Source organism: Clostridium sp. YIM B02555, assembly GCF_022320955.1.
Taxonomy (GTDB): Bacteria; Bacillota; Clostridia; order Clostridiales; family Clostridiaceae; genus Clostridium; species Clostridium saccharoperbutylacetonicum.
This window is the reverse complement of the sequence record NZ_JAKJJY010000004.1, coordinates 340,474-354,031: the sequence shown is the minus strand read 5'-3', so window position 1 is coordinate 354,031 and position 13,558 is coordinate 340,474. Positions and strand designations below refer to the sequence as shown.

Below are 13,558 nucleotides of genomic sequence, written 5' to 3'. Positions count from 1 at the left end.
TTACATCTGGAACACGCTGAAATGACGACAAGCCCACATTTAGAACCTTCCAGCGAAAATTTCACTAGTCCTGTGGAAGATAAATGTCTCTGATTTCGGTAAGTTTTGCATAAGTATAATTCTTGCATTGTGTATCTATAAAAGAATTATCAAAGTTAGGAAAGCAAACAGACAAATTTTTAATAACTTTTTTTGATTGATAAAAAAGGTTAAAGTTTATTAGATACAATTAATCTAATAAACTTTAACCTTAAAAATTCAACATAAAATTAAATCTATATTATTTAAAATTCAGTTGTAATTCCCACTATTTGAACATTCTTTTCTTCATTCTTTAATACTCTATAGTGTATTTCAATTTGAAATTTATCAGGATAACTTACATCAATGTAATGATAGTCTTCCTTCTCATTTTTACTATTTCTTCCTTCAATCAACCCAATACTTAAAGCTTCTGGATCTTTTGACGCATATATTTCATATAGGCATTCTTCAATATGAAGCAATTCTTTTGTAGAAAAATCAACTACATTATTTAGTGCTTTAAATTCAAAGATAAATTTTATAAAGAATTTACTCCATCTTTCAAAAATTTCATTTCTTTTGATTTCTTCCATTGTATGAACTTCTTTTTGCTTTTCATTATATTCTTCTATTAAAACGGAAGTATCATTTTTTAATTGTTGAAATTCATCTGCAATTTTTTTAATACTTTCTTCCTTTGTGCCAATCGTCTTAATATTATCCTCTATTAGTTCTCTTTTAAATGTTCCTTCTAGGACAATATCTGAAAGCTTATTATTAATATCAATCGAGTCAAATTTAGCCTTTTTATATTCTTCCATTAATACATCATATTCTTCTAAAACAGCAGCCTTTTCCATTTGGTCTTTGATTTGATTCAATTGTTCCTCATTATTTTTCTTAACCGTTTCTAATTTATTATCAATTTTTCCCAAATCTATCAAATCTTCTTCTGCTTGTTTTCTACTTCTAATTGCATTATTTAAAACAATATTTTCTTTCTTCAAGTTACTTTCTATAGTAGTTAATTTATTTTTACAAGATTCCATCTTATTTTTTAATTCGAATAATTCTCTTTTTGATTTTTTTAATTCTGCATTCTTTTGCTCTATTTCAACTTCTTTCTCGTTTTCCACAAAGCTTGGAAGTAATTCTTCTTTTGGTGTAAACCTACCATCGTAAGCTTTTACCGCCATCCATACTAGTCTAGCAAAATGTTGTCTATCAATTTTTTTCCATACATTTAGCAATGTAAATTTTTCAACTTCTATAGATTGTACAAACTCTTTCTTTTGCTTATCATCCATATTATTAATGATTTCTTCTATATCTTGCGTTGTTTCCTGTAAGTCCACAAACGGCATTTCATTTATGTATTCCTTTGCTTTTCCACTAAGCTTCTCATGATATTTTATATAAATATAATCTGCCTTTTGACTTGGTGTTAAATATTGATTCGTTTTGTATAACTTAAAGGCTCCATCTATTACTTCCATCGATATTAAATCTTCGGTTGGATTATCTGTATCATTTTTAGTTTTTTCCAAAAGAACTTTATTTAATCTTTCATCTAACTCTTCTCTATTACAACCTCTTAGTTCTTCTTTCTTCTCCTCAATCAAAGTCCAAATTTCTTTAACTTCTGGTTCTTGAAGCACACTACCTTTTCCAAGTTTATTACCTAAAAAATTAATTATACTTATTGTCTTTTTCTTAGCCTTTTGAATAACAGGCTTTGAAATATTTGTTATATTCATAGTTTCAAGTAATGCTAGCTGTTCAATCATCTCGTCATCTGAAATTCTTTTTAGTCCATCAAAAATATTAGGCATGTCTCTCTCCCTCATACTCATCATTTTCATAAAAATGCATTATAATCCTATTTTAACACAAAATCAGAGTCTATTTAACATAAAACTCTGATTAAACATTTTTTTCAGCTATTAAAATTATTTCTTATTCATTTCATTAAATTTTGTTCTTATAATGCTATATATTACTATAACTAATAAACCAAAAATTCCTCCATCAAGCGTCCATATTACAGAATTTATTGCATCTTTTATCATTTATAAATTCACCCCGATATTCTTATATATGCATACATATTACTATATTCTGTAATATAAGTCAAAATTCAATCGCCTTAACAAAACAAATAAATTACTTTTAATTCACACCTTATCAATCTATTTAACCTATTTTACCTATTTAAAATTTTCCAAGTATATTTTCATTCTTAAATATAAAACTAATATAGATATGGAGGTGTTTAATATGAGTAGACGACCATTAGTTCCTGAAGCAAAAGCAAAACTAGATAAATTGAAAACTGAATTTGCTAATGATATGGGAATTGAACTTAACGATAAGTATGAAGGAAGAAAATCTTCAAGAGCAAATGGATATGTTGGTGGAAACATAGGCGGTTTAATGACAAAAAAAATGATAGAAGAATATGAAAAACATTTAATAGATAAGTAATATTTTCAAGAAAATCATTTAAGCTTGCTCCATATTAGCTTGTCACTATTCCCGTGTGACAAGCTAATATGAACCAAGTAAAACATATTTTATATTAGAAATAAATCAAATCATCTTCTAGCTTATTAATATTTCTATAATCTTTGATTGTTATAAAAGGAATTTCTCTTTGTTCTTGTGGAATATATTGCTTGCGAATTATTCCTTCTATTTCAATCCATACTTTATCTTTAAAATCAACAGGTTTATTTGTTTGGCATAAAAGTCCTAAAAAGGAGATATCATCAGCACAGCAAGTCATGGCATTTCTGCCAAAAGCAAAAATGTTTTTAGGATATTTAGGATTTGTATAAGCTAACCCTCTCATCTTAATATGTTTACCATCATATTTGTCAGGTGCTTCTGTTGCATCTAAATACCATACACCAAAATCATAGTCTTCAAATTCAATTACTTTAGCATTTATATCAAAAGGTAATTGTAACGGTCTATCATCAATTTCACCATTTTCCAATTCAAAAATTATATTTGCATGTGCGTTAACAGCTTTTATGCTATTCCTAAATTTCAACTTATCAGTATTATCTTTGCAACGATTAATTATAATTAAATCTGAATTTTGAAATTGTTCTATGAGTAAGGATTTCATATTTCCCATATAACTTTCAAAAGTATTAGCATCAATAGGTGTTATAATTTGTGCAAACTCCCAATTTTCTGGCAATTCTAATTTTCCAATCACATCACCTTGCCACATCCCGTTATATTCGACAATTACTTTTGTTGGGTTATTTTCATCATTACATTCTTTTAAAAATTCTGCAGTTAAATTTTCCTTGCTATCAACATGTACTAAAGATACTTTATTTTTGTCTAAAAACTCTTTTTCATATTCTTCAATACCATTTTCACAGACAATCACAGTAATTTTTTCGCCTTCTACAAAATCTGGATCATTAAATATTTCTTTAATAAAAGTTGTTTTACCACCTTCTAAAAAACCAGTAATAAGAAAAACTGGTACATCTGTCATAACTTCTACCTTCTTTCATCAAATTGCTACATTAATAATACAATGTCTTTTTATTCTCGCTTAAGTTAAATTATTTAATTTAAATATGATTTAAATTAAATAATTTAAATATGAAATAATTCTTGTATTTTTGTTTTATTTATATTTGTACCTATTACGCATAATCTTCCTGTATAATCAGATACGCCTTCTCGTATTTCGTATTCACCTGGTACTAAATCAAAATTAATCCATCCTCCTTCAGTACAAGGGATTATTCCTTTTGCTCTTAAAATAATTCCATAGTCTGAAGATTCAGCTAAAACTTTTAATATTTCGTCTAATTCAATTTTAGAATATTTTTTAGGAGTTTCGATTCCCCAGCTAGTAAATACTTCATCTGCATGATGATGGTGATGCTCATGGCACCCACAATTTTCATCATGGTGATGATGTTCATGATTATGACAATCACATTCTTCATCATGGTGATGATGTTCTTGATCATGACAATCACATTTTTCATCGTGGTGGTGATGCTCATGTTCTTGACAATCACATTCTTCATCATGATGATGATGTTCATGATCGTGACAATCACATTTTTCATCGTGGTGGTGATGCTCATGTTCTTGACAATCACATTTATCATCATGGTGGTGGTGCTCATGTTCTTGACAACTACAATCTTCATCATGATGATGGTGATGATGTTCCTCTGCTTCCTTTAATAATTCTTTTTCAAGTGAATTTTCTCGCTCCATTGCAGCAAGAATCAACTTACCATCAATTTCATCCCAATTTGTAGTTATAACGGCTGCATCCTTATTATGTTCTCGTATTTGAGCTACACATAATTCTAATTTTTCCTGTGTAAGCTTTTGAGTACGGCTTAAAACTATTGTATTAGCATTTTCAATTTGATTATTGAAGAATTCACCAAAGTTATCCATATACATCTTACATTTTATTGCATCTACAACAGCTGTAAAACTATTAAGCTTTATAGGCGCTTCATCCTTTATACTTTCTACAGCTTTTATTACATCTGATAATTTTCCAACTCCTGATGGTTCAATTATTATACGTTCAGGTGAATATTTATCTAGAGCTTCCTTAAGGGCTACTCCAAAATCACCTACTAAAGAGCAACATATGCACCCTGAATTCATTTCAGTGATTTCAACTCCAGAATTGTTTAAAAATCCACCATCAATTCCTATTTCACCGAATTCATTTTCAATAAGCATAAGCTTTTCACCTTTAAATGCTTCTTCAATTAATTTTTTTATTAAAGTTGTTTTCCCTGCTCCTAAAAAGCCTGATATTATATCTATTTTAGTCATATCAAAATTCCTTTCCTTAACTTATAATCTTTACTTTATTAATTATTCAATGCAATATATAAGGGCATTGATAATAATTTCCATGTGATTTTTTCATTTTTATGCTACTCTTAAATTATAATCCTGTCAATATATAACTAACTTCTCATTGCTTTGGTTATTATCTAATATATCTATAATTTACATACTTTTAATATTACCTTAATTATCCTTTAATATTATTAGCAATACAATATATTATAATGATATTATATAGCATTATTTATACCTTGCAGATCATCCATACATAATTAAGAATAAAAATTATATTATGATATGATGGAGGTAATACTAATGGAATATCTAATTATTCTTCTTATTACATTAAGAACTCATCCACTTCTTAGTCTTTTACTGATAATTGCTTTATGTATAATTGCACTGCTTATTTTACCATTAAAATTTAGACTTCAAATAATAGGCTTTATGTTCATCTTTTTCACGCTTTCTTTTGTCAATGTTTTCATAGGACACTTTATAATAAACTCTCTTCTTAATAATTATGGAGAAAAAGGACAAGGAGTTATTGTAGATACTCTTCAAACATCTAATTACTATAATAATGAACAAGTATTACGGTATGATATCATTATTAATACAAATGAAAATCTTGAGATTCCAACTTATTGTCTTTCCTCAGATTTCAATATAGTCAATGAAAAGTCATTCAATAGTTATTATTATCCTAAATCTGGAGTCAAATTTAACGTAAAGTATTTGCAAGACTATCCTAGAGCTTTTGTTATCATAGTTAACAATGATAGTGAATATAGCAAAGGCCTTAATTATTAAGGCCTTTGCTTATTATTTTATTTAATTAACCTTGTTCAAACAGCTTTTCAACTTCTGGTGCAGGAAGTGGTTTGCTGAAGTAATATCCTTGAATATAGTCACATTCTTTTTCTTTAAGTATTGATAACTGATCTGCTATTTCCACACCTTCAGCAACAACCTTTAAACCCATAGTATGAGCCATTTGTATTATATTGTTAATTATTGATTCTTCTTTTTCATTGGAAGCAATATTATCTATGAAAGATTTGTCAATCTTTAATGTATTTATTGGAATTTTTCTCAAATAATTAAGCGAAGAATATCCTGTTCCAAAATCATCTAGGGCAATTCGTATTCCCATACTTTTCAAATGATTTAAAGCATTTATGCTCAAATCAAGGGATTGCATTAAAACTGTTTCAGTAATTTCAAATTCTACAATATCTGTATCGATACCTGTTTCTTTAATTATATCTGTAACCTTTTCTATGAAATCTGGCTGTTGTAAATCAACTGATGAAATGTTAATGCTTATACTCTTAAACTTATAGCCACCTCTAAGCCACTTAACACTTTGCAAGCATGATTCTTTAATAACCCATAATCCTATTTGTGTTATGTATCCACTTTCTTCTGCTATAGGAATGAATTCAGCTGGTGATATAAAACCTAATTCCTTACTATTTAATCTAAGTAAAGCTTCGAATCCAAAAATTTCGTTCTTCATTGCATCATATTGTGGTTGATAATTTATACTAAATTCGTTATTTTCAATTGCATTCCTTAAAATTCTTTCAATTGCAGTCTTTCTTTGTAATTTTAAATAAATTTCAGGATCATATAATGCATATCTATTTTTTCCCAATTCCTTTGCTTTATACATAGCTGAATCAGCATTCTTCATAATAGTATCTGAATCAGCTCCGTCCTTAGGATACAATGCTACTCCAATACTACCTGTAATTGATATCTGCTTATCTTGTACCCTAAATCCTTGATTAAATAAATTCAATAATTTATTTACATATGCTTCTATTTCATTTTCTTTTATTGAAGGATTAAGTATAAAAAACTCATCTCCACCTTGTCTACATATCGTATCCTTTTTCTCTACTAATTTCTTAAATTGTTCAGATAATGCAATAAGTAATTCATCTCCAAATTTATGTCCCATTACATCATTTATTTTTTTGAAGTCATCTAAATCAACAAATATTACTGCACCTTCAACCTCACTACTTTTTATTCTTTCCAACTGTTCATCTAGTTTTTCCATAAATAAAACTTTATTAGTAAGACCTGTGAGTGTATCATAATATGCTAAGAATTTAATCTTATCTTCAGCTTTTCTACGCTCAGAAATATCTGAAATTGATCCCGAAAGTTTTATAGCCTTTCCTTCTGTATCCCTTGAGACTTTCCCTTTAGAATATACCCATACATACGAACCATCTTTTGTTTTAATTCTATATTCAGAATTAAAAACAGGTGTTAAATTATTTATATGGTTATATAAATCTTCCTTAGCTTGGACATAATCATCTGGATGAACCATTTCCTTAAACATCTTTATAGCATCCATTTCTGGATCAGGTTTATATCCTATAATATCTATTAACTTATCAGAAACAAAAAATTCCCCTGTAATCATATTCCACTGCCAAATAGAATCATTAGCTGATTCTAAAGCAATTCTATATCTCTCCTCACTACTTCTTAAGGCTTCTTCATTAAATTGCAGTTCATCATATTGTGCTCTTAATTCTTCTTCTGTTGCCATCAATTCTTCATACACTGCTGATAATTCATCGTAATTTGAACTTAGTTTGGAAATCATTAGATTAAATGAATTTCCCAATACTCCAAATTCGTCCTTAGTATTAATATTAGCTCTGACCGCTAAGTCGCCATTTCCAGCTGTTTCCATTATAGGTGCTAAATCTTTTATCGGTTTAGTTAATACTTTTGTAATAAAATATGTTAAAATTATCCCTAATACTAACACACATAATGTAATTATAATTACTAAATTTTGAAGTTCTTCTGCTCTATCTGTAAGTTCACTTTTTTGTACAACTGAAACCATCTTCCACCCTGTATTAGGTGAAGTATATATATTCACAAAAACTTCTTTTCCATCAATAACAGTTTCAAAATTATCATTTTCAGCATTTATAATCTTATCTGAATCCTTAATAGAAAATTCCGAACCATCTTTCGAGCTTACTAGTCTACTATCATATTCAGATAATTTTTTGAAATTCAAATTAGAATTTGGATGTGCCAGCATAGTACCATCCTTAGTACAAATAAAAATGTAACCATCCTTTCCAACTTTTATACTTCTAACAATTTCTGATAATTTATTTAAACTCACATCAATTCCAGCTACTCCAATTACTTCGTTAGCTTCATTCTTTATAGCACTTGAAAAACTTATTATTATATTATTACTATTATCAATTGCAGAAACGTAAGGATCTGAAGTTATCACTTTGTCTGGATTTTCTACAGCTGGAGCATACCATGGCCTTTTTCTCGGATCAAAATTACCCGCACCTAACCCATCTGGCCACTGGATATATCCTCCCCATTTTGTGCCTATATACACATATGTAGTTTCAGGATGTGACTCCCCATAACTTTCCAATTCGTTATATATAGAGCCTTCTATACCAGGAAGCTGTTTTGAATACTTTTTGTTATTTTCAACATTAGGTATGTTAAATAGTGCTGATATAGATTGATCAGCCTTTCTAGCTTCATTGGAATTTGCTAGAAATACTGTATTTGCTTTTAACTGATTTGCAATTCCGTTGATAGAATTATCAATTTGTAATATTTGTTCCTTACTATGTAATAACATCTCCCCTTTCAATGAATTATATATATCATTATAAGTAATCGTAGCAATTGGAATTGCTGTTAATAAAATAATAAATACACAAAATAAAAATAATTTTATTCTAAAAGTAATCCTCATAATCTATACCTCTTAAATATTCAACTTATGTGAATAAATGTACTAATCATTATATATACTAATATTTTACCATTCATGATATTCCCTTTCAACGTTTTTCGCCATGCCTCTCTATATTATTCTAAAAATTCTAAAAAATTTCATAAAAAAACAGCATGTAATATTTTTGTATTACATGCTAGCAACTTAATTTTATTTTAAATCTTCAATTTTTATATGATCCATATCATCAAAGGTTTTATTTTCTCCACACATTCCCCAAATAAATGAATAATTTTGAGTTCCTATACCTGAATGAATTGACCAACTTGGTGAAATTACAGCTTGCTCATTTTTCATTACAATATGTCTTGTTTCTTGACCTTGTCCCATTAAGTGGAATACAACTTGCTCTTCAGGAACTTCAAGGTAAAGATATACTTCCATACGTCTTTCGTGAGTGTGACATGGCATTGTATTCCATCCACTTCCTGGTTCTAAAATTGTTAATCCCATTACTAATTGACAGCTATCACAAACCGCTGGATGAACATATTGATTGATTGTTCTCTTATTCATATTGATTTCATCGCCGCATTTAATTTTATTAGCCTTTTCTAAGTCAATTTTTACTGTAGGATATGATTTAAGCGCTGGTGCAGAATTAATGTAGAACTTTGCTGGATTCTTTCCATCTACTGATGTAAATTCTATATCTTTAGCTCCCTGTCCAACATATAATCCATCTCTAAATTTCAAATTATATTCTACTCCATCTACCTTAATTGTTCCTTCTCCACCGACATTAATAACTCCAAGCTCTCTTCTCTCAAGGAAATAATCTGTACCTAATTCCTTTGAAGCCCCAAGTTTTAATGTCTCCTTTACTGGAGTGACTCCACCAAATATAATTCTATCATTGTGGCTATATACTAAGTTTACTTCATCTTCCACAAAAACCTTTTCTACTAGATAATGTTTTCTTAATGTTTCAGTATCATAATGTTTTGAGTCCTCCGGATGATTTGAATATCTTATGTCCATTTTCATAATTCTATTACTCTCCTTTTTAAAAAAATCAATCATTGTGCACACGTGTTCCCGATATTATTTTATCTTACTTAGAGTAAAATTTCAATCTATATCTTCTAATTTTCTATTAATTTAGAAAATTATATTACCCATTTAACTGATTATTCTATGTGTTATAATTATTATAGTATTCTTAAAATATGTTTTATTTTTTAATGAAGGGAAAGAGACTTTATGCTTAAAAACGAATTATCAAATGATGAAATAGGCAAAAATTTAAATTACCTAAAATTACTTTCAAAGCAATATCCAACAATTAATGAGGCATCAACAGAAATTATAAACCTTCAAGCAATTTTAAATTTACCTAAGGGTACAGAACATTTTCTCACAGATATTCATGGAGAATATGAACCTTTCATACATGTTTTAAAAAATGCTTCTGGGGTTATTAAAAGAAAAATTGAAGATGTATTTGGTAATAGATTAAGACAAAGTGAAAAAAAAAGCTTAGCAACTTTAATTTATTATCCTGAACAAAAACTTGAATTAATCTCAAAACAAGAAGAAAATATAGATGACTGGTATAAAATTACTCTTCACAGGTTAATTGAGTTATCTAGATATGTGTCTTCCAAATACACGCGTTCTAAAGTTAGAAAAGCTCTTCCAAAAGATTTTGCATACATTATTGAAGAATTGCTCCACGAACAGCCTAGAGAAATTGATAAAACAGAGTATTATGAGCAAATTATCACAACCATCATTGATATTGACAGAGCTAAAGAATTTATAGTTGAAATATCAAAACTAATACAGCAATTAGTTATCGATAGACTTCATATCCTTGGAGACATATTTGATAGAGGGCCTGGTGCTGATATTATAATGGATACTTTGGTAAATTATCATTCAGTAGATATTCAATGGGGAAATCATGATATCTTATGGATGGGAGCAGCTTGTGGTTCAGAAGCTTGTATTGCTAATGTCATTAAAAATTCCTTAAAATATGCAAACTTAGACACATTAGAAAATGGTTATGGCATAAACTTATTACCTTTAGCAACCTTTTCTATGGATTTATATAATGACGACCCTTGCAACATCTTTTTGCCACGAATTGATTATGATAAAAAATATAGTGTTAATGAAATTCAGTTAATTGCTAAGATGCATAAATCTATAGCAATAATATTGTTTAAATTAGAAGGTGAAATAATTTCAAGACATCATGAATTTAATATGGAGCATCGCTTAGTGCTAAATAATATTAATTATGTTGATGGAACAATTGAATTATATGAGAAAACTTATAAATTAAAAGATTCCAATTTTCCAACTATAGATCCACAAAATCCGTACAAGCTTACCCTAGAAGAAAGAGAATTAATTGAAAAACTAAAATCTTGTTTTATGAATAGCGAAAAATATAATAAGCATGTTAGGTTTTTATTTTCAAATGGGAGTTTATACACAACTTTTAATTCTAATCTTCTCTATCATGGATGCATACCACTAAATGAAGATGGAACTTTTAGAACTGTTAAAATAGGTGAACATGAACATAAAGGAAAAGATCTTTTAGATAATTTAGATATGCTTGCTCGAGAAGCCTATTTTTCTAAAGACGATATGGATTCAAAAGAAAATAAAGCAGATATTATGTGGTATTTATGGTGTGGTGCTTCTTCTCCATTGTTTGGGAAGGATAGAATGACTGTATTCGAGCAATATTTTGTTGAAGAAAAAGAAACACATTATGAGAAAAAAGATCCTTATTTTAATTTTAGAAATAATGAAGAAGTGTGTAATAATATTCTAAAAGAATTTGGACTTAATTCTCAAGAGTCACATATAATTAATGGTCATGTTCCGGTTGAGGAAAAGAATGGTGAAAGTCCAATAAAAGCTAACGGAAGGTTGTTAGTTATTGATGGGGGATTTTCGAGAGCTTATCAGCCAAAAACAGGACTTGCTGGATACACTTTAATTTATAATTCTTTTGGACTTCAATTAGTATCACATCAACCTTTTGAATCTACAGAAAAGGCTATTAAAGAAGAAACCGATATATTATCTTCCTACCTTGTACTTGAGCAAGTAGTAGAAAGAAAGACCGTTGGCGATACAGATATAGGTATTGCCTTAAATCAACAAATAGATGAATTAAAATTACTATTGTCAGCGTACAGAAAAGGATTAATCAAACAACAAAGCAGAATTTAAATTAAAGGATGACAAATATGTTTAAGAAATGGGATATAATTATAATAGCTTTTTTAATATGTTTATCCTTTATTCCTGAACTAATTTTAGGAGTAATGCTTGGAAAAAATTATAATGGAACTTATGCAGAAATAACTGTTGATGGTAAACTTATTAAAAAAATCCCTCTATCAGAACATAGAGGAGATGAAACAATCGATATAAAAACAGCCTATGGCTATAATACCCTTGAGATTAAAGATCAATCTATTAAGGTAGTAGATGCAGACTGCAAAGATAAAATCTGTGAAAAATCTGGTTTTATCACTGATCCAGGCAAAATTATAGTATGCCTTCCGCACAAAATGATGGTTGAAATTAAAAGTACTGATATTGCATCAGATGATTAGAGGTGTTATGACATGAGCAAAACTTTTCGTATAGTCTTTATAGGCGTTTTGGTAGCGCAAGCTTTAGTTCTTTATACAGTAGAAAGTATGATTCCAGTTCCATTTATTGCTCCTGGGGCAAAACTTGGCCTAACAAATTTAATCACAGTTATAGCTTTATATACCTTAAATAGCAAAAGAGATGCTTTCTTAATTATAATACTCAGACTTTTATTATCAACAATATTCGGTGGCAACCTCTCAACATTTATGTACAGTGCTGTCGGAGCAATTTTTAGCTATTTTGTTATGATTTTTGTCAAAGAAATTTTTAAGGATAAAGTAAGTATAATTGGAGTGAGCGCTGCTGGAGCTTTTTTCCATAATGTTGGTCAATTAATAGTGGCATCTCTTATAGTCCAAAACATAGGTGTCATGTTATATCTTCCTATATTATCCATTGCAGGACTAGGAACAGGTATTTTTATAGGTATAGCTTCAAATTTTATAGTACAGCATTTATCTAGGTTATCTTACTTCAATAACTTATATATAAATAAATAACTTTAGAGTAAGATCTATAGTTATAGTTATAGTTATAGTTAAAGTTAAATTATATATTACAGAAATCATTTTTCAAAATTTTAACAAAGCCTTTATGAGGAGATAATTAATATTTTCTCCTCATAAAAGCAATTTTTTAAAGTCTACTTATAATTTTTATAAAAGGCTCCTCTTTAAAAGGCTTAATTATAAATCCTTTTGCCCCCAGCAGAACCGCTTCTTTAATTTTGGGTGCTTGCCCCATTGCACTCATCATAACAACTTTAGCATTAGAATCATACTTCATTATTTCACTTAAAGCTTCAACTCCATCTGATTCAGGCATTGTTATATCCATAGTAACAATATCTGGATTTAATTTTTTATACATTTCAACTGCTTTTAGACCATTCTCAGCTTCCCCAATCACCTCAAATCCGTTCTTTTCAAGCGTTTTCTTAAGCATTTGTCTCATAAAAGCTGCATCATCAACAATAAGAACTCTTTTCATAATTACCAACCTCACATCTCAATATTCAATTTCCCCCACACCCTTAAATATAATAAATCCCTAATTTAAATACTTTAAATTATAATGTCACCAATTTTCTACCAATAAATTATTTATTTAATAATTTATTGTCCTACTTTAAGTGTATTCTGTTAATTAAAAATGTCAACTCTTGTATTTTTAATTCTATCTAGTTCTAAATATATTTTATTTTATTATTCCAATTGTACTAAT

The 13,558-nt window shown here is 28.7% G+C and carries 11 protein-coding genes; 5 read left to right on the top strand and 6 right to left on the bottom strand.

Going from position 1 to position 13,558, the window contains the following annotated elements; all coding sequences use genetic code 11:
* Positions 1-284 precede the first annotated feature (284 nt).
* Complete coding sequence (locus L3B98_RS09230) at positions 285-1,856, bottom strand: hypothetical protein (protein WP_238916410.1); 1,572 nt, start codon at positions 1,854-1,856, stop codon at positions 285-287.
* Between the two features lie 445 nt (positions 1,857-2,301).
* Here L3B98_RS09230 and L3B98_RS09225 point away from each other — a divergent pair, with 445 nt between their 5' ends.
* Positions 2,302-2,508 (top strand): alpha/beta-type small acid-soluble spore protein, encoded by a 207-nt coding sequence (locus tag L3B98_RS09225; RefSeq protein ID WP_015392506.1) that lies wholly within the window; start codon positions 2,302-2,304, stop codon positions 2,506-2,508.
* A gap of 94 nt (positions 2,509-2,602) precedes the next feature.
* Here the strand turns inward: L3B98_RS09225 and L3B98_RS09220 are convergent, their stop codons facing one another.
* Together L3B98_RS09220 and L3B98_RS09215 are read right to left on the bottom strand one after the other, a co-directional pair.
* Complete coding sequence (locus tag L3B98_RS09220; protein ID WP_238916409.1) at positions 2,603-3,541, bottom strand: GTP-binding protein; 939 nt, start codon at positions 3,539-3,541, stop codon at positions 2,603-2,605.
* A gap of 104 nt (positions 3,542-3,645) precedes the next feature.
* A complete protein-coding gene (locus L3B98_RS09215) occupies positions 3,646-4,866 on the bottom strand; it encodes a CobW family GTP-binding protein (RefSeq protein ID WP_238916408.1) in 1,221 nt (406 codons plus the stop codon).
* A 333-nt stretch (positions 4,867-5,199) separates the two neighbouring features.
* Here L3B98_RS09215 and L3B98_RS09210 point away from each other — a divergent pair, with 333 nt between their 5' ends.
* Positions 5,200-5,697, top strand: coding sequence for a hypothetical protein (locus L3B98_RS09210; protein WP_238916407.1), 498 nt, complete (start codon positions 5,200-5,202; stop codon positions 5,695-5,697).
* A 25-nt stretch (positions 5,698-5,722) separates the two neighbouring features.
* Here L3B98_RS09210 and L3B98_RS09205 read toward each other — a convergent pair whose 3' ends face one another.
* Together L3B98_RS09205 and kduI are read right to left on the bottom strand one after the other, a co-directional pair.
* The gene (locus tag L3B98_RS09205; RefSeq protein ID WP_238916406.1) at positions 5,723-8,662 is read right to left on the bottom strand and encodes an EAL domain-containing protein; all 2,940 of its coding nucleotides are present in this window, start codon (positions 8,660-8,662) and stop codon (positions 5,723-5,725) included.
* A 192-nt stretch (positions 8,663-8,854) separates the two neighbouring features.
* The gene (gene kduI / locus L3B98_RS09200) at positions 8,855-9,691 is read right to left on the bottom strand and encodes a 5-dehydro-4-deoxy-D-glucuronate isomerase (RefSeq protein WP_238916405.1); all 837 of its coding nucleotides are present in this window, start codon (positions 9,689-9,691) and stop codon (positions 8,855-8,857) included.
* A 216-nt stretch (positions 9,692-9,907) separates the two neighbouring features.
* On the opposite strand from kduI, the gene L3B98_RS09195 reads away from it, so the two are divergent.
* Genes L3B98_RS09195 through L3B98_RS09185 form a run of 3 tightly spaced genes read left to right on the top strand, consistent with a single transcriptional unit; the run spans position 9,908 to position 12,834 of the window.
* On the top strand, positions 9,908-11,902 hold the full coding sequence (locus L3B98_RS09195) for a fructose-1,6-bisphosphatase (RefSeq protein ID WP_238916404.1): 1,995 nt from the start codon (positions 9,908-9,910) through the stop codon (positions 11,900-11,902).
* A 17-nt stretch (positions 11,903-11,919) separates the two neighbouring features.
* A complete protein-coding gene (locus tag L3B98_RS09190; RefSeq protein WP_015392499.1) occupies positions 11,920-12,291 on the top strand; it encodes a NusG domain II-containing protein in 372 nt (123 codons plus the stop codon).
* 12 nt (positions 12,292-12,303) lie between these two features.
* Positions 12,304-12,834: a Gx transporter family protein gene (locus L3B98_RS09185; protein WP_015392498.1), complete on the top strand. Its 531-nt coding sequence runs from the start codon at positions 12,304-12,306 to the stop codon at positions 12,832-12,834.
* A gap of 136 nt (positions 12,835-12,970) precedes the next feature.
* Here L3B98_RS09185 and L3B98_RS09180 read toward each other — a convergent pair whose 3' ends face one another.
* The gene (locus L3B98_RS09180; RefSeq protein WP_077362517.1) at positions 12,971-13,324 is read right to left on the bottom strand and encodes a response regulator; all 354 of its coding nucleotides are present in this window, start codon (positions 13,322-13,324) and stop codon (positions 12,971-12,973) included.
* Positions 13,325-13,558 lie beyond the last annotated feature (234 nt).